The sequence below is a fragment of the Enterobacter sp. 18A13 genome (assembly GCF_007035975.1).
Taxonomy (GTDB): Bacteria; Pseudomonadota; Gammaproteobacteria; order Enterobacterales; family Enterobacteriaceae; genus Enterobacter; species Enterobacter vonholyi.
This window is the reverse complement of the sequence record NZ_AP019634.1, coordinates 2,864,275-2,889,054: the sequence shown is the minus strand read 5'-3', so window position 1 is coordinate 2,889,054 and position 24,780 is coordinate 2,864,275. Positions and strand designations below refer to the sequence as shown.

Annotated in this window: 26 protein-coding genes, 3 tRNA genes and 1 pseudogene; 18 read left to right on the top strand and 12 right to left on the bottom strand. The window is 52.8% G+C overall.

From position 1 onward, the window contains the following. The first annotated feature begins 88 nt into the window (after window positions 1-88). Window positions 89-403: a flagellar hook-basal body complex protein FliE gene (gene fliE / locus FOY93_RS14075; protein ID WP_008500329.1), complete on the top strand. Its 315-nt coding sequence runs from the start codon at window positions 89-91 to the stop codon at window positions 401-403. Between the two features lie 74 nt (window positions 404-477). Next, the gene (gene yedD, locus FOY93_RS14070; protein WP_143345731.1) at window positions 478-891 is read left to right on the top strand and encodes a lipoprotein YedD; all 414 of its coding nucleotides are present in this window, start codon (window positions 478-480) and stop codon (window positions 889-891) included. Window positions 892-993: 102 nt separating this feature from the next. Here the strand turns inward: yedD and amyA are convergent, their stop codons facing one another. The 4 genes from amyA to fliD are packed head-to-tail and all read right to left on the bottom strand — an operon-like array spanning window position 994 to window position 4,763. Then, on the bottom strand, window positions 994-2,481 hold the full coding sequence (gene amyA, locus FOY93_RS14065; RefSeq protein WP_133295442.1) for an alpha-amylase: 1,488 nt from the start codon (window positions 2,479-2,481) through the stop codon (window positions 994-996). A gap of 51 nt (window positions 2,482-2,532) precedes the next feature. Then, complete coding sequence (fliT, locus tag FOY93_RS14060) at window positions 2,533-2,907, bottom strand: flagella biosynthesis regulatory protein FliT (protein ID WP_033145899.1); 375 nt, start codon at window positions 2,905-2,907, stop codon at window positions 2,533-2,535. A gap of 5 nt (window positions 2,908-2,912) precedes the next feature. Further along, window positions 2,913-3,317, bottom strand: coding sequence for a flagellar export chaperone FliS (gene fliS, locus FOY93_RS14055; RefSeq protein ID WP_033145898.1), 405 nt, complete (start codon window positions 3,315-3,317; stop codon window positions 2,913-2,915). A gap of 21 nt (window positions 3,318-3,338) precedes the next feature. Continuing rightward, window positions 3,339-4,763 (bottom strand): flagellar filament capping protein FliD, encoded by a 1,425-nt coding sequence (fliD, locus tag FOY93_RS14050; protein WP_133294722.1) that lies wholly within the window; start codon window positions 4,761-4,763, stop codon window positions 3,339-3,341. A gap of 401 nt (window positions 4,764-5,164) precedes the next feature. Between fliD and FOY93_RS14045 the strand changes: the two genes are divergently transcribed. The 9 genes from FOY93_RS14045 to sdiA all read left to right on the top strand — a co-directional run bounded on the left by FOY93_RS14045 (window position 5,165) and on the right by sdiA (window position 13,075). Continuing rightward, the gene (locus FOY93_RS14045) at window positions 5,165-5,989 is read left to right on the top strand and encodes a flagellin N-terminal helical domain-containing protein (protein WP_088544828.1); all 825 of its coding nucleotides are present in this window, start codon (window positions 5,165-5,167) and stop codon (window positions 5,987-5,989) included. 62 nt (window positions 5,990-6,051) lie between these two features. Continuing rightward, window positions 6,052-7,257: a flagellin lysine-N-methylase gene (gene fliB, locus FOY93_RS14040; protein ID WP_143345273.1), complete on the top strand. Its 1,206-nt coding sequence runs from the start codon at window positions 6,052-6,054 to the stop codon at window positions 7,255-7,257. 129 nt (window positions 7,258-7,386) lie between these two features. After that, window positions 7,387-8,106, top strand: a complete 720-nt coding sequence (locus FOY93_RS14035; protein WP_014170714.1) for an RNA polymerase sigma factor FliA — start codon at window positions 7,387-7,389, stop codon at window positions 8,104-8,106. A 54-nt stretch (window positions 8,107-8,160) separates the two neighbouring features. After that, window positions 8,161-8,712 carry a flagella biosynthesis regulatory protein FliZ gene (gene fliZ, locus FOY93_RS14030; RefSeq protein WP_008500339.1) on the top strand — a complete coding sequence of 184 codons (552 nt, stop codon included), beginning with the start codon at window positions 8,161-8,163 and terminating at the stop codon, window positions 8,710-8,712. A gap of 86 nt (window positions 8,713-8,798) precedes the next feature. Beyond that, a complete protein-coding gene (tcyJ, locus tag FOY93_RS14025; protein ID WP_133294720.1) occupies window positions 8,799-9,599 on the top strand; it encodes a cystine ABC transporter substrate-binding protein in 801 nt (266 codons plus the stop codon). Window positions 9,600-9,705: 106 nt separating this feature from the next. Next, entirely contained in the window at window positions 9,706-10,692 is a 987-nt protein-coding gene (dcyD, locus tag FOY93_RS14020) for a D-cysteine desulfhydrase (RefSeq protein WP_133294719.1), read from the top strand. A gap of 21 nt (window positions 10,693-10,713) precedes the next feature. Then, a complete protein-coding gene (gene tcyL, locus FOY93_RS14015) occupies window positions 10,714-11,382 on the top strand; it encodes a cystine ABC transporter permease (RefSeq protein WP_028013677.1) in 669 nt (222 codons plus the stop codon). Next, window positions 11,379-12,131, top strand: coding sequence for an L-cystine ABC transporter ATP-binding protein TcyN (gene tcyN / locus FOY93_RS14010; protein ID WP_008500343.1), 753 nt, complete (start codon window positions 11,379-11,381; stop codon window positions 12,129-12,131). Before tcyL ends, tcyN begins: the two co-directional genes overlap by 4 nt. 221 nt (window positions 12,132-12,352) lie before the next feature. Continuing rightward, window positions 12,353-13,075 carry a quorum-sensing transcriptional regulator SdiA gene (sdiA, locus tag FOY93_RS14005; RefSeq protein WP_133294718.1) on the top strand — a complete coding sequence of 241 codons (723 nt, stop codon included), beginning with the start codon at window positions 12,353-12,355 and terminating at the stop codon, window positions 13,073-13,075. Between the two features lie 66 nt (window positions 13,076-13,141). Here sdiA and FOY93_RS14000 read toward each other — a convergent pair whose 3' ends face one another. Both FOY93_RS14000 and FOY93_RS24070 read right to left on the bottom strand, forming a co-directional pair. Then, complete coding sequence (locus FOY93_RS14000) at window positions 13,142-13,366, bottom strand: DUF2594 family protein (RefSeq protein WP_008500345.1); 225 nt, start codon at window positions 13,364-13,366, stop codon at window positions 13,142-13,144. Window positions 13,367-13,391: 25 nt separating this feature from the next. After that, window positions 13,392-13,460: pseudogene (locus FOY93_RS24070) on the bottom strand (hypothetical protein); the annotation flags it as partial. A 372-nt stretch (window positions 13,461-13,832) separates the two neighbouring features. Between FOY93_RS24070 and uvrY the strand changes: the two are divergent. From uvrY to FOY93_RS13970, 6 genes are all read left to right on the top strand, one after another. Next, on the top strand, window positions 13,833-14,489 hold the full coding sequence (uvrY, locus tag FOY93_RS13995; protein ID WP_111964857.1) for a UvrY/SirA/GacA family response regulator transcription factor: 657 nt from the start codon (window positions 13,833-13,835) through the stop codon (window positions 14,487-14,489). Next, the gene (uvrC, locus tag FOY93_RS13990; protein ID WP_133294717.1) at window positions 14,486-16,318 is read left to right on the top strand and encodes an excinuclease ABC subunit UvrC; all 1,833 of its coding nucleotides are present in this window, start codon (window positions 14,486-14,488) and stop codon (window positions 16,316-16,318) included. Before uvrY ends, uvrC begins: the two co-directional genes overlap by 4 nt. A gap of 56 nt (window positions 16,319-16,374) precedes the next feature. After that, window positions 16,375-16,923, top strand: coding sequence for a CDP-diacylglycerol--glycerol-3-phosphate 3-phosphatidyltransferase (pgsA, locus tag FOY93_RS13985; protein WP_008500348.1), 549 nt, complete (start codon window positions 16,375-16,377; stop codon window positions 16,921-16,923). 152 nt (window positions 16,924-17,075) lie between these two features. Continuing rightward, window positions 17,076-17,151: transfer RNA gene (locus FOY93_RS13980), tRNA-Gly, on the top strand. A gap of 46 nt (window positions 17,152-17,197) precedes the next feature. Continuing rightward, window positions 17,198-17,271 (top strand) — tRNA-Cys (locus FOY93_RS13975). 11 nt (window positions 17,272-17,282) lie between these two features. Next, window positions 17,283-17,369: transfer RNA gene (locus FOY93_RS13970), tRNA-Leu, on the top strand. A 494-nt stretch (window positions 17,370-17,863) separates the two neighbouring features. On the opposite strand, the gene FOY93_RS13965 is transcribed toward FOY93_RS13970, so the two are convergent. After that, complete coding sequence (locus FOY93_RS13965; protein ID WP_232057351.1) at window positions 17,864-18,319, bottom strand: hypothetical protein; 456 nt, start codon at window positions 18,317-18,319, stop codon at window positions 17,864-17,866. Window positions 18,320-18,592: 273 nt separating this feature from the next. Here FOY93_RS13965 and FOY93_RS13960 point away from each other — a divergent pair, with 273 nt between their 5' ends. Continuing rightward, a complete protein-coding gene (locus FOY93_RS13960) occupies window positions 18,593-19,270 on the top strand; it encodes a DUF2076 domain-containing protein (RefSeq protein WP_136195799.1) in 678 nt (225 codons plus the stop codon). A 280-nt stretch (window positions 19,271-19,550) separates the two neighbouring features. Here FOY93_RS13960 and FOY93_RS13955 read toward each other — a convergent pair whose 3' ends face one another. From FOY93_RS13955 to FOY93_RS13935, 5 genes are all read right to left on the bottom strand, one after another. Further along, window positions 19,551-20,267 carry an ABC transporter ATP-binding protein gene (locus FOY93_RS13955; protein WP_111964853.1) on the bottom strand — a complete coding sequence of 239 codons (717 nt, stop codon included), beginning with the start codon at window positions 20,265-20,267 and terminating at the stop codon, window positions 19,551-19,553. Continuing rightward, window positions 20,264-21,139: an ATP-binding cassette domain-containing protein gene (locus FOY93_RS13950; RefSeq protein WP_133294714.1), complete on the bottom strand. Its 876-nt coding sequence runs from the start codon at window positions 21,137-21,139 to the stop codon at window positions 20,264-20,266. Before FOY93_RS13950 ends, FOY93_RS13955 begins: the two co-directional genes overlap by 4 nt. Next, on the bottom strand, window positions 21,136-22,410 hold the full coding sequence (gene livM, locus FOY93_RS13945; protein ID WP_133295441.1) for a high-affinity branched-chain amino acid ABC transporter permease LivM: 1,275 nt from the start codon (window positions 22,408-22,410) through the stop codon (window positions 21,136-21,138). Before livM ends, FOY93_RS13950 begins: the two co-directional genes overlap by 4 nt. A gap of 11 nt (window positions 22,411-22,421) precedes the next feature. Further along, window positions 22,422-23,336 carry an ABC transporter permease subunit gene (locus FOY93_RS13940; protein ID WP_111964850.1) on the bottom strand — a complete coding sequence of 305 codons (915 nt, stop codon included), beginning with the start codon at window positions 23,334-23,336 and terminating at the stop codon, window positions 22,422-22,424. A gap of 99 nt (window positions 23,337-23,435) precedes the next feature. After that, window positions 23,436-24,557: a branched-chain amino acid ABC transporter substrate-binding protein gene (locus tag FOY93_RS13935; protein ID WP_133294713.1), complete on the bottom strand. Its 1,122-nt coding sequence runs from the start codon at window positions 24,555-24,557 to the stop codon at window positions 23,436-23,438. Window positions 24,558-24,780: the final 223 nt, after the last annotated feature.

Here is a 24,780-nt window from a genome sequence, read left to right as displayed (position 1 = left end):
AACCTGGTTTTTTCATGCTATTTACCGCCATTATCTTATTGACAAGCTGTTAGTCTTGACCGCGTAAAAAACCATCCAGGGGAGAGTCATGGCTATACAGGGCATTGAAGGGGTAATCAGTCAGCTGCAGGCAACGGCAATGACGGCCCGTAATCAGAATGTGGCAGATCAGCAGCCGAGCATCAGCTTCGCAGGGCAACTGCATGCCGCTCTTGACCGTATCAGTGATACCCAGACCGCTGCGCGCACTCAGGCCGAGAAGTTCACCCTCGGCGAGCCGGGCGTGGCGTTGAATGATGTGATGACCGATTTGCAAAAAGCCTCGGTTTCCCTGCAGATGGGGATCCAGGTGCGTAATAAGCTGGTGTCGGCCTATCAGGAAGTGATGGGGATGCAGGTTTAAGACCTGTCGATCTCCGCTGGCAGCCGCAGCGCTTTAATGCCACAATATTTTTTTCTTCGAATGCAGGAAAGATGATGAAAAAAATAGCAATTGCTGGCGCGCTGCTGGCACTGACCGGGTGCGTTCAGGTCGATAATTATAAAGACGTGATCAAGCATCCTGTCCCGGCGCAGCTGGCGGGATACTGGCAGTCGAAAGGGCCGCAGAGCAACATGGTCAGTCCGAAGGCGATTGCCACGCTGGTGGTGACGGAGGAGGGCGATACGCTGGACTGCCGTCAGTGGCAGCGCGTGATTGCCGTGCCGGGTAAAATCATGCTGCGTTCAGACAGTTATTACAACGTGACGCGTAAGCTGGATATCTATCCGCTGGAGCGCGATGGCTCGACGCTTGAGTACGACGGGCTGGAGCTGCAGAAGGTCGATCGCCTAACGGTTGAGTGTGCCGATTACCTGAGCAAGAATCCGCTGGAGAGTAAGCTGCCCTAAGGGTAAAAGCAAAACGGCAACATCGTTGCCGTTTTTGGTGTTTGCGCCCTCTCCCTGTGGGAGAGGGACGGGGTGAGGGCATCAGGCCGCACGTTTCCCGTTCTACAGCGCTTCCTCTATTACCCACACGCTCACGCTTCCGCCTTTGCATGTAAACGTCCCTTCGCCATCCGCCGCCGTGGTGATGGTTTCTTCGCGATTGCCGAGAAAATCCCGCCACGTTTTGTTGCCGTAGTTTTCTCCAAGACAAATTACTTTTTCACCATCGTCCCCGTTCGACAGCACCACCACGCAGCCGGGATCGTCTTCCGTACCGCTGCGGCTGAAGGCGATGCAGTTTGGATGGTCGAAAAACAGCGTTTGCACGCCGTGGGCAAAACGCTGGCGCGCGAGGATCAGCTCGTGAAGCTGCTCAATGACCGGCATATCAATATGGTACGTTTCACCGTCACCTCCCGCGTCGTCATAGCTGGCGCCGAAGAGATCCGGATAAAAGACGCTGGGCACGCCATTTTCCCGCAGCAGGATCAGCGCGTAGGCCAGCGGCTTAAACCAGGCTTCGACCGGCGCTTCCAGCGCCTGCAGAGGCTGAGTATCGTGGTTCGCGACGAGGGTGACCGCATGAAACGGATCGGCTTCCACCAGGGTACCGGTGAAGATTTGGCTCATGTCGTAATCCCGGCCCTGACGTGACGCCTCGTGGAATTTCATCTGCAGGGGGGCATCAAACAGCATGGTTTTGCCTTCGACCTGGTCAATATAGGCCTGAAGTTTATCCACCTCATGGGACCAGTATTCCGCCACGATAAACAGCGGCTGGTCGGCAACTTCCTGGACGTGCTCAATCCACTCTTTGTAGAACCAGGCGGGAATATGCTTGACGGCGTCCAGACGAAAACCGTCGCAGCGCGTCTGTTCCATGACCCAGCGGGCCCAGTATTTGATCTCCTCGGTCACGGCGTGGTTGCGAAAGTCGATATTTTCGCCCATCAGGTAATCGAAGTTGCCCATCTCATCATCAACCTGATCGTTCCAGCCTTCGCCGGTGTAGTCGTTGACGATTTTAAAGATGCCGTCTTCATCGGGGTTTTCAATGTGGTCGACGCCGCTGAAGCATTTGTAGTCCCAGATAAACTGCGAATACTGCCCGGCGCGGGCAGGGAAGGTGTAGCGGGTCCAGGCTTCACACTCGATGACCTCGTCATCGATTTGCGTGCGGTCCTGCTCGTTCACGCGCTGAACGCGCACGGGCTCTTTTTCATCGGCGCCCATTTTGTGGTTGACCACCACGTCCAGCAGCACGGCAATGTCGTTGCTCTTGAGGGCATCAATGGCCTCCAGCAGCTGTGCTTTGTCGCCGTATTTCGTGGCGATACTGCCTTTCTGGTCAAACTCGCCAAGGTCGAACAGGTCATAGGTGTCATAGCCGACAGAATACCCGCCGGATGCCCCTTTACAGGCGGGCGGCAGCCAGATCATGTTGATGCCGATTTCGTTAAGATTGGGAGCTAACGCCGTGACCTCTCGCCACAATTCACCGCCAGCAGGGTAGTACCAGTGAAAACATTGTAACAGGGTGGGGTTTTTCATCATCCTTGCTCCAGAAGCCATTGGCAGACTTCTGGAGTATGGATGAAGAAATCATAGTTGTGTGTCGCGGGTCAAACTTTCTGGATAAAGAATATTCCCGGACAGCTTTCCATAGGTAGACGTGATGGATTGCTGTTTACCGGTTTGATCAATCAGATTACGCAGTTCGTCCATCCGGACTTTCAGCAGAGCCTTTAGCGCATTCTCATTTTCAAGGATCATTTCCAGCAGCGCACGCGCTTGCTCAACCTGAGCCGGAGGGCATGACATGATGGGCGTTTGCGAAATTTTTTCCACCAGTTGAACGTAATGCATTTCCTGCTCGATAAGCGCATCCCATTGACCAGAATGTGCGAGATTGAGCATAGCAATGCTCTGAGCATGTAACGCCTGCCAGTGGCTAAGCGCTGCGCTGGGATTATTCATCAAAATTATCCTGAAATAGAGGACGCATTGGGGCCGATTTGCTTCCACGCATCCGCAATGTTGTTTAATAAACCCTCGACTTCAACAATTGCGTCTACGTCGTTACTGACATTTGCCAGCAACAAACGTCGAACCATATATTCGTACAAGGAGGCAAGATTACCGGACAACTCGCTCTCAACCTCCATGTTCAGTCCTGCTTTTAAACCGTTGTCGATGATGTTGATGGCTTTCGTTAACGCTTCGCCTTTCTCACGAATTTGTCCGGCTTCCATGAACAAACGCGCGCGAACAAGGGCGCTATGCGCCCCGTCGAATAACATGACAATCAGCTGGTGTGGACTGGCATTCATGACTGCACTTTCGACTCCTATCTGCTGATAGGATTGAACACCAGAGGTCTTATACATATCCACTCCTGAAGGCTACGACTACTTTTGTGAGAACTGTTGGGTCAGGTAGTTGGCTGTATTGGTCATTTTGGTGACTAATACGTCCAGACTGGTGAACTGGGTTTTGTAACGCGCCATGGTGGCATCAATAGTGGCTTCCATAGCATCGTAACGCTCACCCAGCGTTTTTAGCGTTTTGTTGATCCCGTCTTTCGCGTTCTGGATCACCCCGGCGCTGCCGGTACTGGTGCTGAGCATGGTGGTCAGCGTGTTGTTCATCTGGGTGGCCATACCGGTTTTCTTTCCGTCACCGACAAAATACTGCTGTACGGCGTTCGGGTTATCGGTCAGCGCTTTTTTCAGCTTATCGGTATCGACTTTCAGGTTACCGACGGTACCGTCAGAACCTTTTACCGGGTCCTGGGTAATCCCCAGCTGGGCCATGATCTGTACCGAGCCGCTCTGCACTTCGGTCAGCAGACCGCGCAGCTGAGACTGGATCCCGCGCACGTTCGCATCACCAACAAGTGCCCCGTTGCTGGCTGACTGGCTGCCGGAGCCAGCATCAACCGGAACATATTTCGTCAGGCTGTTAATGGTGGACTGCAGCGAGTTATACGCCGTGACCCAGTCCGTGATCGCTTTCTGGTTAGCATCCGTTGCGCGAGTCACCTCTAATGTTTCATCTGCCTTGCTTTCTGCTTTCAGCGAGAAAGTCACGCCAGGCAGGGCATCGGTAATGGTATTCGACTGGCGCTCGATGGAGATGTTGTTCACTACCACAATCGCGTTCTGCGCGTCGGTGTTCACCGTCAGCGCGCCCGTTTTGGTGGCGGAATCGTAGCCAATGGCGCTTTGCAGCTTGGCGTCGCCAGTGACGCTTACCGTCATCGCACCATCCGTACCGGTGGTTTTAGATGACAGCATCAGGCGATAATCACCGTCTTTCGCTTTAATGACGCTGGCGGTGACGTTGCCGTTCGCTTTATTAATGGCGCTCGCGATCCCGGCCAGAGACGTATCGCCATCCGCCAGGGTGACCTCTAAAGGCGTTTTCGTGCCCGGCTGGGTGATGGTGATTTTACGCGTCGTACCTGTCGTATCGCCCAGCAAATCCGTGTTGTTTGCATAGGAGCCGGTAGTCAGTGCCTGTGCCTTGGCAACCTGGTTGACGTTTACAACAAAGGAACCGACAGATGCGTCAGCCGTTGTCGTGGCGGTAAAGGCCGTGTTGGTGCTGCTAACGGACGTTGAGTTCCAGGTGGTTGCTTTACCCAGCGCAGCGGTGGCAGTCTGCAGCGATGTCATGGCGCTCTGCAGTTTGCCGTAAGCGCTTAACTGTGCGTTATACGTTGATTGCTGGGAAGTAATCGTCGTCAGCTTGGTTCTTTCTGCTGCATCCAACTGATTATATAAATCCCCGAGTCCTGCAGAACCTATCCCGAGGTTACTGATAGTAGCCATGCATATTTTCCTTAAAATACGAAAGTAGTTCAGGACTCTTATCGGCCTCTTAACGTAAAAGTTTACGATGGTGAGAAAAAAATAATCCAAAGAATAGGCACGTCCTGGCGGGGTAAATGAAAGGATTGCACTTTAGGATCATTATCTGCGCTTTGAAAACACGAATAAGTGTGTGCCTTTTTAGTCATCTCTTTGCGCGTTAAAAAAGCATAAATAATAACGCTCTGTTGGACCTTAATTGATTTTTTAAAAATAAAACCCTTAATAATCAATTGGTTGTAATTTTTTCAAAATTGATTCTAAAGTCTTTTGGGGACCCGTCGATAACCTTGTTGACGGTGAGAGACGCTGTGAGTGTTAGGCACCGGACCTAAAACCCAATTTTTGAAGGAAAGAAAATTATGGCAGTTATCAATACTAACCTGTTGTCCCTGACCACTCAGAACAACCTGAACAAATCTCAGTCTTCTCTGGGCACTGCTATCGAGCGTCTGTCTTCCGGTCTGCGTATTAACAGCGCGAAAGACGATGCTGCTGGCCAGGCGATTGCAAACCGCATGACCGCTCAGATTAAAGGTATGAACCAGGCTGCGCGTAACGCCAACGACGGTATCTCCATGGCGCAGACTGCTGAAGGCTCTCTGAACGAAATCAACAACAACTTGCAGCGCGTTCGTGAACTGGCTGTTCAGGCAAGCAACGGCACCAACAGCACCTCTGACCTGGCTTCTCTGCAGGATGAAGTTACCGCTCGTCTGGCTGAAATCAACCGCGTTGCGGGCAAAACTGATTTCAACGGCATCAAACTGCTGGACGGTTCTGCTGGTGCAGCTGGCGTGGTTAAAATTCAGGTTGGCGTTAACGATGGCGACACCATCGATCTGGACCTGAGCGGTGCTAAAGCTGACACCACTACCCTGGGCGTGAACGCAATCGACCTGAAAACGATGACCGCTACCGACCTGAGCACCATCGACGCAGCTATCGCTAAAGTTGATAAAGCACGTTCAGGTCTGGGTGCTGTGCAGAACCGCTTCACTTCTGCAATCAACAACCTGAACAACACCTCTAACAACCTGTCTGCTGCTCAGTCCCGTATCCAGGACGCTGACTACGCAACTGAAGTTTCCAACATGTCCCGCGCGCAGATCCTGCAGCAGGCTGGTACTTCTGTTCTGTCTCAGGCAAACCAGGTTCCACAGACCGTTCTGTCTCTGCTGCGTTAATTTTACGCGTGAAACCCCGCTTCGGCGGGGTTTTTTTATCTCTGCTATTTGAGAATCCGCCTGTGAAACAAATCAGTGTCACTCAACCAAAGCTGGTCGCAGATTTTTCATGTGTCGGTGGGGAATGCCGTGAACATTGTTGCCAGGGCTGGACCATCGCGTTTGATAAATCCTCCGTTAATCGCTATCTGAACAGTAAAAATGCCGCGATTCGTCAGACGGCGAAAACGGCGATAAAAGTCACCAAAAAAAACTATGACCACTGGGGGGAAGTGATTTTCCATACGGAAAGTAAAAACTGTCCGTTTATGGATACGGAAAAACTCTGTTCTGTTCATGGCGCCATGGGCGTCCAGGCCTTAAGCCCAACCTGTTCGACATTTCCACGGACAAGCCGGGTCTATAAAAATGAAATCGAAAAATCGCTGAACCTGTCGTGTCCGGAAGTGACCCGACTTCTGTTGAACGATCGGGAGTCTATGTCGTTGATGGAATCTGTCATTGTTCAGCAGGACGTCAATAATGCGCCGATGATTGATTTGAAGGCCAAGGTCATCAATCTCTTCTGCCAGAATATTTTCAGCGTTGAGGGCGTCAGCGTTGAAGAACAGGTTTACGCCGTAGTGAAATTCCTCATGGTGGCGGAAAAGCTCGATAATATCGCAGAGAATATCGGCACGCTCGAAACGGTCTATTTCTCACTGGTTAACGAACTGGTGAGCGGTAAAATCAAAACGGAATTAGGCGGCTTTAATCAGAACTATAGCCTGAAGTTCGCGTTAATTTCGCTCATCCAGAGCTACTTCACGAAGAAAGTAACAGCCCGCGGCGGTGCGGTATTAAACCGTTATTTTACCCAGCTTTATCAACAATTTGAGTCTGCGGGTGACAGCGTGCCGGCAGAGAAGGTCATGGAAAACATCGAGTCCGTCTGGCGCGATGTGGCGGGCAGTTATCTGGCGACCAATGACCATTTATTCAAGAACTTTTTTAAATACAAACTGTGGGAGCAGGGCTTCCCGCAGAACAACGGCCGCAGCATGTTGAATAACCTTTATTTAATCGTTGCGGAGTTCTATTTCCTTAAAACGTTACTTGCCGGTCAGGCACTCGTGGCGGGGAAAATTGAACAAGATAATATCATTGATGTTATTTACAGCTTCCACTCCCTTAGCCAGCATAATCAGGAAGCAGGAAAGCTCTTTCATCAACATATAGATAGCGTCAAACTGGGCGACGATCTTTCATTGTTACAACTGTTAATTTAGACAGAAAAGTTGCCCCTGTTGTGGGCAACCTCAGAATAACCTCACTTTATCCCCCTTTTTCATCCAATTGAACGCCCTGCAGAATCGGATAATCATGCCGATAACTCAACTAACGCAGGGCTGTTTATCGTGAATTCACTCTATACCGCTGAAGGTGTAATGGATAAACACTCGCTGTGGCAGCGTTATGTCCCGCTGGTGCGTCACGAAGCATTGCGCCTCCAGGTGCGCTTGCCGGCGAGCGTGGAACTCGACGATCTGCTACAGGCGGGCGGTATCGGGTTATTGAATGCAGTTGACCGATACGACGCTCTGCAAGGAACGGCATTTACGACTTACGCAGTTCAGCGTATTCGTGGTGCGATGCTGGACGAGCTGCGCAGCCGCGACTGGGTGCCGCGCAGTGTTCGCCGCAACGCGCGCGAAGTGGCGCATGCGATGGGGCAGCTGGAACAGGAACTGGGACGTAACGCAACGGAAACCGAAGTGGCGGAACGTCTTGGCATTGCTGTTGAAGAGTATCGTCAGATGTTGCTCGATACCAATAATAGCCAACTCTTCTCTTATGATGAGTGGCGCGAAGAGCATGGCGATAGCATCGAGCTGGTGACGGACGAGCACCAGCAGGAGAACCCGTTACACCATTTAATGGAAGGGAATTTACGCCAGCGCGTCATGGAGGCTATTGAAGCTCTGCCTGAACGCGAACAGCTGGTATTGACCCTTTATTACCAGGAAGAGCTTAACCTCAAAGAGATTGGCGCTGTTCTGGAGGTGGGAGAGTCGCGGGTGAGCCAGCTGCACAGCCAGGCCATTAAACGCTTACGAACCAAGCTGGGTAAGTTATAGGTGATTGATTCACCTTAAAAATGCCGCACAACGTATTGACAACCAGGAGTTATCATGACGGTGCAGCAATCTAAAAGACGGCCTTTAAGCCGCTACCTGAAAGACTTTAAACACAGCCAGACGCATTGCGCCCACTGTAACAAGTTACTCGATCGTATCACGCTGGTTCGCCGGGGCGAAATCGTCAATAAGATTGCGATTTCGCGTCTCGACACGTTGATGGACGAAGCAGCATGGCTCGAAGAGCAAAAAGAGTGGGTGGCGCTTTGCCGTTTCTGTGGGGATCTCCACTGCAAAGAGCAAAGCGACTTCTTCGATATTATCGGCTTCAAACAGTTCCTGTTTGAACAAACGGAGATGAGCCACGGCACCGTTCGCGAATATGTCGTTCGCCTGCGCCGCCTTGGGCAACATCTGACCGTAAACAATATTTCTCGCGATCTGCTGAAAACCGGTTATCTGGATGAAAATCTTGAGCCGTGGCTGCCTGCGACCAGCACCAACAACTACCGAATTGCGCTGCGCAAGTATGCGCAATACAAGGTACAAATGCCGGGTGCCATAAAGCAGAAAGCCCACGCCGGAACAACTTCTGATATATATTAAAAAAGAATAAGATGTAGCGCAGTCGCCTTTGACGTTGCAGGCGATTTCTCTACACTACGTAAAAATTCCACTATATCGGGGTATTTATGAAATTTGCACTTCTGGGTCGTCAGGCGCTGATGGGTGTTATGGCCGTTGCGCTGGTTGCGGGCATGAGCGTGAAAACGTTCGCCTCAGAAAACCTGCTGAATAAAGTAAAAGAGCGCGGTACGCTGCTGGTCGGGCTGGAAGGAACCTATCCTCCGTTCAGCTTCCAGGGCGATGACGGTAAGCTGACCGGTTTTGAAGTGGAGTTTGCTGAAGAGCTGGCGAAGCACCTCGGCGTGAAAGCGTCCCTGAAACCGACCAAGTGGGACGGTATGCTGGCGTCGCTGGATTCCAAACGTATTGATGTGGTGATCAATCAGGTGACCATTTCTGACGAGCGTAAGAAGAAATATGACTTCTCTACGCCGTACACCGTGTCCGGTATTCAGGCGCTGGTGAAGAAAGGCAACGAAGGCGGAATTAAAACTGCCGCGGACCTGAAAGGGAAGAAAGTCGGTGTTGGTCTGGGTACTAACTATGAAGAGTGGCTGCGCCAGAACGTGCAGGGCGTTGATATCCGCACCTATGATGATGACCCGACGAAATACCAGGATCTGCGCGTGGGCCGTATCGACGCCATTCTGGTTGACCGCCTGGCCGCGCTGGATCTGGTGAAGAAAACCAACAATACCCTGGCGGTAGCGGGTGATGCGTTCTCTCGTCAGGAATCAGGCGTTGCCGTTCGTAAAGGTAACGAAGACCTGGTTAAAGCGATTGATTCAGCGATTGCTGACATGCAAAAAGACGGTAGCCTGAAAGCGCTCTCCGAGAAGTGGTTCGGTGCAGACGTCACGAAATAAGTTTCTGCCGTAAAAAAAGGCGCTTTTAAAAGCGCCTTTTTTATTTCTTTCGCGTCTGCGTGCATAATGAAAAATATCACATTTTGTCAGAGTTACCGGAGAACCCATGTCACTACAGAATTTAACGCGCTTTCCCCGCCTGGAGTTCATCGGCGCGCCGACGCCGCTGGAGTACCTGCCGCGATTTTCTGATTATTTAGGGCGCGATATTTTTATTAAGCGTGATGACGTGACGCCGATGGCGATGGGGGGCAACAAGCTGCGCAAGCTGGAGTTTCTGGCTGCTGACGCCCTGCGCGAAGGCGCGGATACGCTCATTACTGCCGGGGCCATCCAGTCCAACCACGTTCGCCAGACGGCGGCCGTGGCGGCAAAGCTTGGGCTCCACTGCGTGGCATTGCTGGAAAACCCGATTGGCACGCTGGCAGAAAACTATCTCACCAACGGTAACCGTCTGCTGCTGGATCTGTTTAATGTGCAGGTAGAAATGGTGGATGCGTTGACCGATCCGGCCGCCCAGCTCGACGAGCTGGCGACGCGTCTGGAAGCGCAGGGGTTCCGCCCCTACGTTATTCCTGTCGGCGGTTCGAACGCGCTGGGCGCGCTGGGGTATGTGGAAAGTGCGCTGGAAATTGCGCAGCAGTGCGAGGGCGCAGTGAGCCTCTCCTCCGTGGTTGTCGCGTCCGGAAGCGCGGGCACGCATGCCGGGCTGGCGGTGGGGCTCGAACAACTGCTGCCGGACGTCGAGCTTATTGGGGTGACGGTGTCCCGCAGCGTCGCGGATCAAAAGCCAAAAGTGGTTACGCTACAGCAGGCGGTCGCAGAGCAGCTGGAGCTGAAGGCAAAGGCCGATATTCTGCTCTGGGATGACTATTTTGCGCCGGGTTACGGTACGCCTAACGAAGAGGGCATGGAAGCGGTGAAGCTGCTGGCGCGCCTCGAGGGCATACTGCTCGATCCGGTCTATACCGGCAAAGCGATGGCCGGACTGATTGACGGCATTGCGCAGAAACGCTTTAAGGATGAAGGGCCGATTTTATTTGTCCATACCGGCGGGGCGCCTGCTCTGTTTGCCTACCATCCTCATGTCTAAAAATCAGGTCGAAAAATAATAATGCAAGAAAGTATTCAACTGGTTATTGATTCTCTGCCGTTTCTGCTGAAAGGTGCGGTATTTACGTTACAGCTCAGTATCGGCGGGATGTTCTTTGGGCTGGTTCTGGGATTTGTGCTGGCCTTAATGCGCATGTCGCCCATCCTGCCGGTGCGCTGGCTGGCGCGTTTTTATATCTCCGTGTTTCGCGGTACGCCGCTCATCGCCCAGCTCTTTATGATCTACTACGGCTTGCCGCAGTTTGGTATCGAGCTGGATCCGATTCCGGCAGCGATGATTGGTCTGTCTCTCAATACCGCGGCGTACACCTCTGAAACCCTGCGTGCGGCCATCTCCTCCATTGACAAAGGGCAGTGGGAAGCGGCGGCCAGTATCGGGATGACGCCATGGCAGACGCTGCGCCGGGCCATTCTGCCTCAGGCGGCGCGCGTGGCGCTACCGCCGCTCAGCAACAGCTTTATTAGCCTGGTGAAAGATACTTCCCTGGCAGCAACGATTCAGGTTCCGGAACTTTTCCGTCAGGCACAGCTTATTACTTCGCGCACGCTTGAAGTCTTTACCATGTATCTGGCCGCCTCGCTAATTTACTGGGTGATGGCGACGGTACTGTCTGCTCTGCAAAACTACTTCGAAAACCAGCTTAACCGCCAGGAGCGTGATCCAAAATGAGTGCTATCGACGTCAAAAACCTGGTGAAAAAATTCCACGGTCAAACGGTGCTCCACGGGATCGATCTGGAAGTAGAGCAGGGGGAAGTGGTGGCGATTATCGGACCGAGCGGTTCGGGAAAGACGACGCTGCTGCGCAGCATTAACCTGCTTGAACAGCCGGAAGGCGGCACCATCCGGGTAGGCGAGATAACGATTGATACAGGGAAATCAATCAGCCAGCAGAAAGGTTTAATTCGCCGCCTGCGTCAGCATGTCGGTTTCGTTTTCCAGAACTTTAATCTCTTCCCGCACCGTACGGTGCTGGAGAACATTATCGAAGGGCCGGTTATCGTTAAAGGTGAGCCAAAAGAGGAGGCGACGGCGCGCGCGCGCGAACTGCTCGCCAAAGTCGGGCTGGCGGGAAAAGAGACCAGCTATCCGCGCCGTCTGTCGGGCGGCCAACAGCAGCGCGTGGCGATAGCGCGCGCGCTGGCGATGCGTCCTGACGTGATCCTGTTTGATGAACCGACCTCCGCGCTCGATCCTGAACTGGTGGGTGAAGTGCTGAACACCATTCGCCAGCTGGCGCAGGAAAAAAGGACGATGGTGATCGTAACGCATGAAATGAGCTTTGCACGCGATGTTGCTGACAGAGCCATCTTCATGGATCAGGGTCGGATTGTTGAGCAGGGGCCGGCGAAAAGTCTGTTCGCCAATCCTCAACAGCCGCGAACCCGTCAGTTCCTTGAAAAATTCCTCATGCAGTAGCATTTATGCACTAATTTGCTCCAGAAATTTAGGCTGGAGCAAATTATTCTCCCTACGGGCGCCGTCCTTTGATTTTTTATTCCGCCCAGCTCGGATAAACCTTATGAATACTAAAGTTAATTGGGCTATTGCCGATATTTTGCAGTTAGAAAAAAGTTTTATGTGTTAGTTTATATTCACCATAATAATGATTATCTTTTCAGAGGCTTCATTTAGTAAGTATGAAGGATTCAGACTTTTTCAACTGGCGACGGGACTGCTCACTCCGGTTTCAGCAATTGACGAGTACCGATGAGGTATATCAGGAGCTAGAGAGGCAAACTCAGGCGCTGGAATTCGATTATTACGCGCTCTGCGTGCGGCATCCCGTGCCCTTTACGCGCCCTAAAATCTCTTTGCAGACTACTTATCCAAAGCCGTGGATGGCGCAATATCATTCCGCGAACTATTTCGCTATCGATCCGGTTTTAAAAGCGGAAAATTTCATCCAGGGTCATCTACCCTGGACAGACGCATTATTTGCCGAGGCGCAGGAATTATGGCATAGCGCCCAGGACCACGGTTTACGCGCGGGAATAACGCAGTGCCTGATGCTGCCTAACCACGCGCTTGGCTTCCTGTCAGTATCTCGTACGAGTCTTAAGGAAGGGCCATTTGCCCATGAGGAAATAGAACTGCGGTTGCAAATGCTGGTGCAAATGGCTTTAACCTCTCTGACGCGTTTTGAAGATGAGATGGTCATGCCACCAGAAATGAAATTCAGTAAACGCGAGCGCGAAATTCTGAAATGGACTGCGGAAGGGAAGACGTCAGCGGAAATAGCGATCATTCTCTCTATCTCAGAGAATACCGTTAACTTCCATCAGAAAAATATGCAGAAGAAATTCAATGCGCCTAACAAAACCCAGATTGCGTGTTACGCGGCGGCAACGGGGCTGATCTGACAGGATAATACGTTCTGCGTGACAGACGAGGGAACGGCTGAATGCACTGCATCCAGCCGTTTTTTGTTACTGGCGGTAGGCTTGTTTGATTTGCTTAACGGTGTTAGCAAATACCGCAGATTCAGCCTGGTCTTCCATCTCCGCGATTTGTTTTTCCATTTTAATGATCACACGACCGGCATCAGCCTGGCCCATCGCCTGCAGCATCAACGTTAGCAATGCTTTCAGGCAGTTTACTTCCTGTGCCAGTTCCTGGTTATTCTCCGCAGTGGCAAATTCAGGTGTGCTCATTTATTTTCCTCATTATTAAACGGCGCTAAAGCGCGACGACGAAAGTCAAGGCGGCGGAGTATACCACAAGCTGAAGCAAAAAATGCAGTGGTTGTTTTTTGTACTTTTACGTGGATGTTTAATTGCGTAAACAGAACGTACCGGTAAACTTAACCGCCGTTAAAGGCTATTAATTGTTTATGCCCGGTTCGCTTGCCGTTAATTATTGTTACAAAAATTTGAGATCTGTTTTTTTGCAGGAAAAGCCTGCAAGTTTTTTGTAACTTTTTGAATACAGATGCTTAAAAAAAGCTGCAAAAGCCCTGACTGCATGGTCTCTCTTTCCACGGACTGTACAGCCTAATTTCCAAAAACGAGAGCAAAATCGAATAGCCGGTTTTTTAACGTTTTAATCTTGTGAGGAAAACCGTTAATATAAACCAAATTATCACTCAGTAGCGTTATCCCTATTCTGGAGACATTTCCTTTGATCAACGTCCTTCTTGTTGATGACCACGAACTGGTGCGCGCAGGGATACGACGCATTCTTGAAGATATTAAAGGTATTAAAGTTGCCGGTGAGGCGTGCTGTGGCGAAGATGCGGTAAAATGGTGCCGCACAAACTCGGCAGATGTGGTACTGATGGATATGAACATGCCCGGTATCGGTGGTCTTGAAGCAACACGCAAAATCGCGCGTACTTTTGTTGATACAAAAGTCATCATGCTGACCGTGCATACCGAAAACCCACTGCCCGCGAAAGTGATGCAGGCGGGCGCCGCGGGCTACCTGAGTAAAGGTGCTGCGCCGCAGGAGGTCGTCAATGCGATCCGTTCCGTGTATGCCGGACAGCGTTACATTGCTTCCGACATCGCACAGCAGATGGCCCTGAGCCAGATCGAGCCCGAGAAAACCGAATCACCGTTTGCCAGTTTGTCCGAGCGTGAATTGCAGATTATGCTGATGATCACTAAAGGTCAGAAGGTGAATGAGATCTCGGAACAGCTGAATCTCAGCCCGAAAACGGTCAACAGCTATCGTTACCGTATGTTCAGTAAACTGAACATTCATGGTGATGTGGAACTGACGCATCTGGCCATCCGGCATGGTTTGTGTAATGCGGAGACGTTGTTAAGTCAGTGAGTGATGTGTTCGATTCAATAACATTTCTGAAAACCGTAACCAGCCAGCCTGGCGTCTATCGCATGTATGACGCTGGCGGTACGGTTATCTACGTGGGGAAGGCAAAAGATCTTAAAAAACGTCTCTCCAGCTATTTTCGCAGCAACCTGGCCTCCCGTAAGACCGAAGCGCTGGTCTCACTCATCCAGAATATTGATGTCACCGTCACGCACACGGAGACAGAAGCGCTGCTGTTAGAGCACAACTATATTAAGCTCTACCAGCCGCGCTATAACGTCCTGTTGCGTGATGATAAATCCTACCCGTTTATTTTTCTGAGCAGCGACACCCATCCGCGCCTCGCCATGCACCGCGGTGCGAAACATGCAAAGGGTGAATATTTCGGGCCGTTCCCTAACGGCTATGCCGTGCGTGAAACGCTGGCGCTGCTGCAAAAAATCTTCCCAATCCGCCAGTGTGAAAACAGCGTTTACCGTAACCGCTCGCGCCCGTGCCTGCAGTACCAAATTGGTCGCTGCTTGGGGCCGTGTGTAGCCGGGCTGGTGAGTGAAGAGGAGTATGCTCAGCAGGTGGAGTATGTGCGCCTGTTCTTAGCAGGAAAAGACGATCAGGTCTTAACGCAGCTTATCGCGCGGATGGAAAAAGCCAGTGCCGCACTCGAGTTCGAAGAGGCCGCACGGATCCGCGACCAAATCCAGGCGGTGCGCAGAGTCACTGAGAAACAGTTTGTCTCGAATACCGGTGACGATCTCGACGTTATCGGCGTAGCCTTTGACGCCGGGATGGCCTGCGTGCACGTGCTGTTTATTCGCCAGGGCAAAGTGCTCGGCAGCCGCAGCTATTTTCCGAAAGTGCCTGGCGGTACCGAACTGGGTGAAGTGGTGGAAACCTTTGTCGGCCAGTTCTATCTGCAGGGGAGCCAGATGCGCACGCTGCCTTCTGAGATCCTGCTCGATTTTAATCTTGACGATAAAACCCTGCTGGGCGAGTCGCTCTCTGAGCTGGCGGGGCGTCGGGTCAATGTACAAACCAAACCGCGCGGCGATCGTGCGCGTTATCTGAAGCTGGCACGCACCAACGCGGCGACGGCGCTCACCACTAAACTATCGCAGCAGTCGACGGTGCACCAGCGTTTAACGGCCCTGGCAACGCTGCTGAAGCTGCCGGAAGTGAAACGGATGGAGTGTTTCGACATCAGCCATACGATGGGGGAACAGACGGTGGCGTCCTGCGTGGTGTTCGATGCTAACGGCCCGCTGCGCGCCGAGTATCGTCGCTATAACATCACCGGCATCACGCCGGGCGATGACTATGCGGCGATGAATCAGGTTCTGCGTCGTCGCTATGGTAAAGCCATTGAGGAGAGCAAAATCCCGGATGTGATCCTGATTGACGGTGGGAAAGGACAGCTCGGGCAGGCGAAAGCGGTATTTGAATCGCTTGATGTCAGCTGGGATAAAAAACATCCGCTGCTGCTGGGTGTCGCAAAAGGGGCCGATCGTAAGGCCGGGCTGGAGACACTCTTCTTCGAGCCGGAAGGTGAGGGCTTCAGCCTGCCGCCGGATTCGCCGGCGCTTCACGTCATCCAGCATATTCGCGATGAATCACACGATCATGCCATCAGCGGTCACCGCAAAAAACGGGCGAAGGTGAAAAATACCAGTAGCCTGGAAACGATTGAAGGCGTGGGGCCAAAACGTCGCCAGATGCTGCTGAAATATATGGGCGGATTGCAAGGATTACTCAACGCCAGCATGGAGGAAATTGCAAAAGTGCCGGGTATTTCGCAAGGGCTGGCAGAAAAGATCTACTACTCGTTGAAACATTGAGGGCTCTGTAGCAACATAGAGCTAAATTTTACTGACAACAAATAGTTACCGTCACTATGCAATATAATATCCCTACGTTGCTCACTCTTTTTCGTGTTGTACTCATCCCGTTCTTTGTGCTGGCGTTTTACCTGCCGGTTGTCTGGGCACCCTTTGCGTGCGCATTGATCTTCCTTATCGCAGCGGTAACAGACTGGTTTGATGGCTATCTGGCGCGCCGCTGGAATCAAAGCACCCGTTTCGGCGCCTTCCTCGATCCGGTGGCGGATAAAGTGATGGTCGCGATTGCCATGGTGCTGGTGGCCGAGCACTATCATACCTGGTGGGTGACGCTGCCTGCGGCAACCATGATTGGCCGTGAGATTATTATCTCTGCGCTTCGCGAGTGGATGGCGGAGCTGGGAAAACGCAGCAGCGTGGCGGTCTCGTGGATTGGTAAAGTGAAAACGACGGCGCAGATGGCGGCGCTGGTCTGGATGCTCTGGCGTCCGAACGCCTGGGTTGAGTGGGCGGGAATTGGCCTGCTGTGGGTAGCGGCAGTGCTGACGCTGTGGTCAATGCTGCAATATTTGAACGCTGCCCGAGGGGATTTGCTTGATCAGTGATCGTTTCGCCGTAATTTTCAGCAAACGATCCGGGGATGCAAAAAATAACGTTGACTCATAACGTCATATCAGTAGAATGCAACGCATCGAACGGCGGCACAGTCAGCCGGACGATAATGAAATCAAGTGGTTAGACATTTACTTGATGACATGCGGGAATAGCTCAGTTGGTAGAGCACGACCTTGCCAAGGTCGGGGTCGCGAGTTCGAGTCTCGTTTCCCGCTCCAGATTAAAGACATGCGCAGTAGCGGGTGTCAGTTTGAAAAGTTTTACGGCGCGTTAGCAAAGCGGTTATGTAGCGGATTGCAAATCCGTCTAGTCCGGTTCGACTCCGGAACGCGCCTCCACTTTCTTCCCTGGCCGGATGGTGGAATCGGTAGACACAAGGGATTTAAAATCCCTCGGCGTTCGCGCTGTGTGGGTTCAAGTCCCACTCCGGCTACCATGGGAAACAAAGAATAATCAAAGCAATAAGCAGTGTCGTGAAACCACCGAAAGGTGGTTTTTTTGTGCCTATCTTTCGCCATTCAACTTCGCCACAACAAGAGGGCACTACTGCCCAGCGACCACCACTTAAATGTGGACCACGCGAAAAGTTGCGGTTGATTTCATCCTATTTGATGCCTTTCCGTCATTCTATTATGACAGGAAGACGTTAAGCCTAAGTCTTTAACATCAAGCCCACCAATCGGTGGGCTTTTTGCTGGAGTATGAGCAATTGAGGTCTTCAACGTTCGTCAAAAACCTTGAGTATCGCGATTCGGTATATAAAGTAACCAAGGACAATGAGAGCACCAGACGCTGCACCCCAGATAAAACGGGATTCGTCTTTTGCAAATGAAAAGAAATAAATACAGGACAATAGGCCCGCAGAAGCAATTCCCATCCCCAACCCGCGCAGAATTCTGGATGCTATTAGTTTGATAATGTCCTGAGTGTTCATAACCCACCAAAAAAGTATTTACATACTTCGTTAAATTCATGCTTGTTTACATCTGCTACGCTGCATGCGTCAAGAAAAGGTTTCAATTTTTCTTCAACAAGAAAATACAGAAGATCTAAATCACCCATACTCTTAAGTCGGTAGTAGAGTACAGGGTTCTGGTTTTCAAGCTTTCTAGCCGTATAGATAGCTCTCGATGTTTCTGCACCAATCGTGAGAGCGCTTCCGATGACCACGCCAGCGGCGAACGAGGTCATAATGCGTGACGATACGGCAGCGCCTAGTTTTACTCCGGTTAACTCAGCGAATATGAATTTACCAGCCATTACGCCAGTAAAATTTTGTGCAATGCCCTGAATATTATCAATGTTCACTTTTGACATGAACTCTCTGATAACGGCGTTAACTATTTTTTGAGCTTCCTGATTAACCGATATTCCTCGTTTGAGCATGTTCGCCATCCTCACACGATCATCAAAATTAGCGTGGCGATGAGCTGTGTCTATAAAGTCATAACCGAGGTAATACATGCTAACCGGAAAAGAGAGCATTCCCTGCGCTACAGAAACCAGGAAGCCGGAATTCTCTAATATCAAGCCCGGAAAGCAGGGCGATTTTCAGATAACCTGCAACCAATCTTAAACAAACATTTCACTCGTCAGACACAGGTTGTCGCCGCTGATAAACTGGTTGATATCCACCCCGGAGAGCGGAAGGTTATTGTCATGCAATATGAAGAACAGCAGCTTATCAACGGCCTTTTCGAGCGTCTTAAACAGGCCGGACAACAAAACAGCCAACGGGATGCAGATGCGGAGCGTCAGATCGCTGAATTCGTCAGACAGCAGCCTGCGGCCCCCTACTATATGGCGCAATCGATTTTGATTCAGGAAGCGGCGTTGAAACGCCTGCAGTCCAGGGTTCAGGAGCTGGAAAGCGAATTAGCCGCGCAAAAAAGCAAACCCTCGACGGGCGGCAGTTTCCTCGGCGGCCTGTTTGGTGGCGGGAAAAGTAACCCGCAGCCTGAAAACAGCTGGAATGCCCAGCCGCAACAGCCGCCGGCGCAGGATTACTCTCGGGCGCCAGCGCCGGCTACTCGCGGCGGCGGTTTTATGGCTGGCGCGCTCCAGACAGCCGCTGGCGTGGCCGGTGGCATCGCGCTGGCCGAGATGCTTACCAGCATGTTCCATCAGTCGCGGCCGGAAGAGATAGTGAACATCATCGAAGAACCGATAATACCCGTCGGTGGTGAACCGTTTGTCGGTAATCAATACGGCGACTTCAATAACGTCTCTGACACCCGTTTCCTCAACCAGAACGATCCGCTCGGCAATAATAACGACGCCTGGCAGAACGACGATGTAGATGACGACTACAGCAATGACGACGACAGTTTTATTTAACGACGTTATCGTGTGACTACCGAAATGAAGTGAACCCCGAAAGTTGGATATCCTACGATTAGGGGTTTTGCGTTTCCGGGTCAAAAGAATCCTTCGACGCTACCCCTGAAGGCTCATAAATTAGATTCGTTTTACTACTTTCCTTACTAGCAAACCTGTAAGAATTGCCGGAAGCAATTTAAATAAAGAGGCGATATCGACTAAGGTATCCTCCAGTTCTTCTATTCCGTATGTGCCGAAATGGTCCATCACTGTATAAGCGCATTCGGCAGGTATCAAATCACACCCCGCCCAAATACGCCTTCCTCACCTCCTGATTCCCCAGCAGCTCCTCGCCGCTGCCGGTCAACCTGATCTGTCCGTTTACCATCACATACCCGCGGTCAGAGAGCTTCAGCGCGTGATGCGCATTCTGTTCCACCAGAAAGATAGTCATGCCGTTACGGGCCAGCTCGCGCAGCGTCTGGAAGATCTGTTTCACCACAATCGGCGCCAGACCGAGGCTCGGTTCATCCAGCAGCAGCAGCTTCGGACGGCTCATCAGCGCCCGGGCGATCGCCAGCATCTGCTGTTCGCCACCGGACATGGTCATCGCGCGCTGCTTGCGCCGCTCTTTCAGGCGAGGGAAAAGGTCAAACATGGTTTGCATATCTTCAGCCGCAAACTGGCTGCCGATGGGGATGGTCCCCATCAGCAGATTCTCTTCAACGGTCATATCCGGAAAAATTCGTCTGCCTTCCGGCGCCTGCGCAATGCCGCCGGACGCGACGTAGTGGGTGGATTTATGGCTGATATCTTCACCGCCGAAAAGGATCTGCCCGCTGCGAATACGCGGCTGGCCAAAGATGGACATCAGCAATGTCGATTTTCCCGCGCCGTTTGCGCCAATCAGCGCCACGGTTTCCCCCTTATTCACCTCGAGGGAGACCTGCTTCAGTGCCTGAATGACGCCGTAAAACACATCCACCTCGCGAAATGCCAGCAGCGGTTCGCTCATAGGGAGACCTCGCTTTCGTCCGTGCCCAGATAGGCGGCAATGACCTTTTCATCATGCTGGATCTGTTCAGGTTTTCCTCTGGCAATCACATCGCCGTGGTCGAGCACGATAATGTCGTCCGAAATCTCCATCACCATCCCCATATCATGCTCAATCAGCAATACCGTGATGTCATGATGATCCCGCAGAAAGCGAATAATGCTGCTCAGCTTATGCGTTTCAACCGGGTTCAGTCCGGCTGCGGGTTCATCCAGACAGATCATTTCCGGCCCGGTACACATTGCCCGCGCGATTTCCAGTCGCCGCTGCTGGCCGTAGGACATCTCTCCCGCCAGGCGATTGGCGTACTCCACCAGATCTACCACTTCCAGCCAGTAGAAGGCTCTGTCCAGGGCGTCGCTTTCTGCCCGCCGGTAGGACGGCGTATTCAGGATCCCGGCAAGCAGATTGCGGTTAACGCGCATATGCTGCGCCACCAGCAGGTTTTCCACGACCGACATCTCGCGAAAAAGACGGATATTTTGAAACGTGCGCGCCAGCCCGGCACGGTTGACCAGATGGGTTCCGCCGAACATTTTGTAGAAAAGACGCTGCCCGAGCTGCGCGGGGTTAATCCAGTCGCCGGGCTGGAATTTTTGCCCGAGGACCTGAATGACGTTGGTCGTTTTATGGCGGGTATTAAACAAAATGTTGCCGCCGGAGGCTCTGTAGAAGCCCGTCAGGCAGTTAAACACGGTGGTTTTTCCCGCCCCGTTTGGCCCAATCAGGGCGGTAATGGAGCCACGCTGCACGTCCAGGTTGACGTCGTTTAGCGCTTTAATCCCGCCGAAGTGCATCATCAGATGTTCAACGCGTAGTATCGTTCCGTTCATGGTGCGACGCCCTTACGCACGGCAAACCCGCTGCGGTTGATGCGGATCAAACCGCGTGGACGCCAGATCATCATCACCACCATCAGCATGCCAAACAGCAGGACGCGGTACTCGGCAAAACTGCGCAGCAGTTCCGGCGTTACCGTGAGCACAAAGGCGGCCAGCACCACGCCAAGCGTAGAGCCCATACCGCCCAGCACCACAATGGCGAGGATCAGTGCCGATTCAAAGAAGGTAAACGAGGTAGGATTCACGAACCCCTGATAGGTGGCGAAGAACACCCCGGCAATGCCCGCGGTCGACGCGCCCAGCGTAAAGGCGGAAAGCTTAACCAGAACATGATTCAGCCCCATTGAGCGGCAGGCAATTTCGTCTTCACGCAGCGCTTCCCACGCCCGACCAATCGGCATTCGCGTCAGGCGGTGCTTAATGTAGAGCACCAGCATCACCACCAGGAACAGCACCGCGTAGATAAAAATAAACTTCATGTTCGGGTTGTAGGTCAGGTGGAAAAATTCGTGGAAGGGCACGCCGCCTTCTTTCGCGCGTCGTCCAAATTCCAGGCCGAAAAAAGTGGGGGGAGGGGCCGACACGCCGTTGGGTCCGCCGGTGAAGGTCAGCCAGTTGTTCAGTATCAGGCGAATAATCTCCCCGAACCCGAGGGTGACGATGGCCAGATAGTCACCGTGCATGCGCAGTACCGGGAAACCGAGCAGGGCGCCTGCGGCGGCGGCCATGATCGCCGCCAGCGGCAGCATGCTCCAGAAGCCTAAGCCGAGATACTGGTACCCCAGCGCCAGACCGTACGCCCCAATCGCGTAGAACGCGACATATCCCAGATCCAGCAGACCGGCCAGACCCACGACGATGTTCAGCCCCAGACCGAGAAGCACGTAGATCAGCCCGAGAATGGCGACGGTCAGCACATATTTAGTGGCAACAAACGGAAAGCAAATCGCAAGAGCAATCACCAGAGGAATAATCCAGCGCATGCGGCTTTTGTATTCCGGTGGCCGGACATATACGCCTGCGCTATCGGCTTCGAAGCGTGCCTGGAAACGGGCGCCCGCGGCGGTACCTAAAAAGGCGCTCAACAGAAAACGTCCGAGCATTACGGTGCCAACCATCCAGGCCAGGCGCTGCCCGGCGAAGGTAAAGCTGTACCCGTCCAGCACCACGCCCGCAATGGGACCGAAGATAATCAGCGCAATCAGCCCGGAAAAAATCGCGTCCAGCATGCAGCGTTTAAGTGAAAAGCCGTGTGATGTCATCATTCTCTCCTTCACACCTTGGCCACAACCGGGCGCCCGAGCAGTCCCTGGGGACGGAAAATAAGGATCATGACCAGCAGGCCGAACGAGAAGACGTCTTTATAGTCCGAGTTCACCATGCCCGAGAACTGGGCTTCCGCCACGCCCAGGATAAGGCCACCGAGCATGGCGCCAGGGAGGGAGCCGATGCCGCCGAGTACCGCCGCCGTAAAGGCTTTTATACCGATCACGAACCCGACGTAGAAATCAAAAGTGCCGTAGTTCATGGTGATCAGCACCCCCGCCAGGCCCGCCATCGCCGCGCCGATAACAAAGACAAGCGAAATAATCCGGTCGGTGTTAATCCCCAGAATGGAGGCCATCTTACGATCCTGCTGGACCGCGCGGCACATTCGCCCCAGCCGGGTACGATTGATTATCCAGGTGAGCACCAGCATGCCGGCAAACGAGGCCACCAGAATAAACACTTTGGTGTAGGTTATCTGCACGAACCCGTCGCCCAGATGCAGGCGAATCACGCCGTCCAGCATGGTCGGCACCCCTTGCTGGCGCGGGCCCTGGCTCAGCTGCGCGTAGTTTTGCAGGATAAGCGACATCCCGATGGCGGAGATCAGCGGCGCCAGGCGCGTGGAGTTACGCAGCGGCTTATAGGCGATACGCTCGATGGTCCAGCCGTACACCCCGGTGACCACAATCGTGAACACCAGCGTCCCGAGGATCAGCAGCGGGAAGGACTGCAGTCCGAAGAACGAGAGCAGCGCCAGGCCAATGGCGCAGAGATAGGCGGAAATCATATACACTTCGCCGTGGGCGAAATTAATCATGCCGATAATGCCGTACACCATGGTATAGCCGATGGCGATCAGGCCGTAGACGGAACCCAGCGTTAAGCCATTGATTAACTGTTGCAGGAAGAATGTACTCATCTTAGCGCGCTCGTTTTATAGGCCGCGCGAGCCGCGCAGCCTGATGTTTATTACGCGCCGACGGGCAGGCCCGCCGACGTTGAGCGTGACTCCGTCCCGTTACTGCACTTCCTTATATTTTCCTTTGTCGTCCCACTGGTAAACCACGTAGTCAGAGACCTTCAGGTCTCCTTTGCTGTCCCAGGCTTTTTTGCCCATCACCGTGTCGACGGAATTGGCCTTTAGCCACTCGCTGGCTTTGGAAGAGTCCTTGCCGCCGGTGGCCTTGAAGGCCGCGGCAATGGCCTGTACGGAGGCATAGGAGTAAAGGGTGTAACCTTCCGGCTCGAATTTACCGGCGCGGAATTTCTCGATAACCGCTTTGCCGTCCGGGATCAGGCGCGGGTCTTTACCAAAGGTCATGTAAATGCCGTTGGTGTACTGTGGGCCGCCCGCCGCGGTCACCATCTCCTCGTTGACGATACAGTCACCGGAGAAGAATTTGGCCTGCACGCCCTGTTCACGCATCTGGCGAACCAGCGGACCGGCTTCCGGGTGACAGCCACCGAAGAATACGACGTCCGGTTTTTGCGCGCCGATCTTGGTGACCAGCGCGTTAAAGTCTTTTTCACCGCGGGATAACCCTTCGTACATCACATCCTGAACCCCGCGTTTCGCCAGCGCCGCTTTGGTGGCGTCAGCCAGACCCTGACCATAGGTGTCTTTGTCGTGAATAATCACCACGCGCTTGGCTTTCAGCTTGTCGATGATGAAGTCGCTGGCAACCTGGCCCTGCTGGTCGTCGCGGCCGCACATGCGGAACATGTCGCTCATACCGCGTTCGGTAATCAGCGGGTTAGTGGAGCCGGGGGTAATCGCAATAATACCTGCGTCGCTATACACCTCGGAGGCGGGCATGGTGGAAGAGGAGCAGAAATGGCCGACCACGGCGTTGACTTTATCCTGGTCAACTAAACGGTTAGCGACGGCCACGGCCTGCTTGGGCTCGCAGGCATCATCCCCCTGAACCAGTTTGATCTTCTCGCCATTAATGCCGCCTGCGGCATTAATGTCTTCAGCGGCCTGCGTTGCGCCGTGCCAGTACTGATCGCCATAGGTGGCATTCGGACCCGTGAACGGCCCGGCCACGCCAATCACAATATCTGCCCGGGCGGAAAACGCCGTCACCAGGCAACCGGCCAACACAAGAGAAAGAGGAGTTCTGATAAATTTCAGCGACATTATTATGTTCCTTAGCAAAGAGGTTTTTGCACCACGGCGTAAACCCGAACGCCCGACGGCGCAGCCAATCCGAAACACGAGCAAGAACAAAATGCACTAAACGAACAAGATACAGACGGCATCCTGCATATTACGGCGAGATTTCCCTGCGCAGAGACGCGCGAAGAACGTTAAGCAAAAACGTTGCCAGAATGGTTAACCCATTGACGGGCATGTGACATGT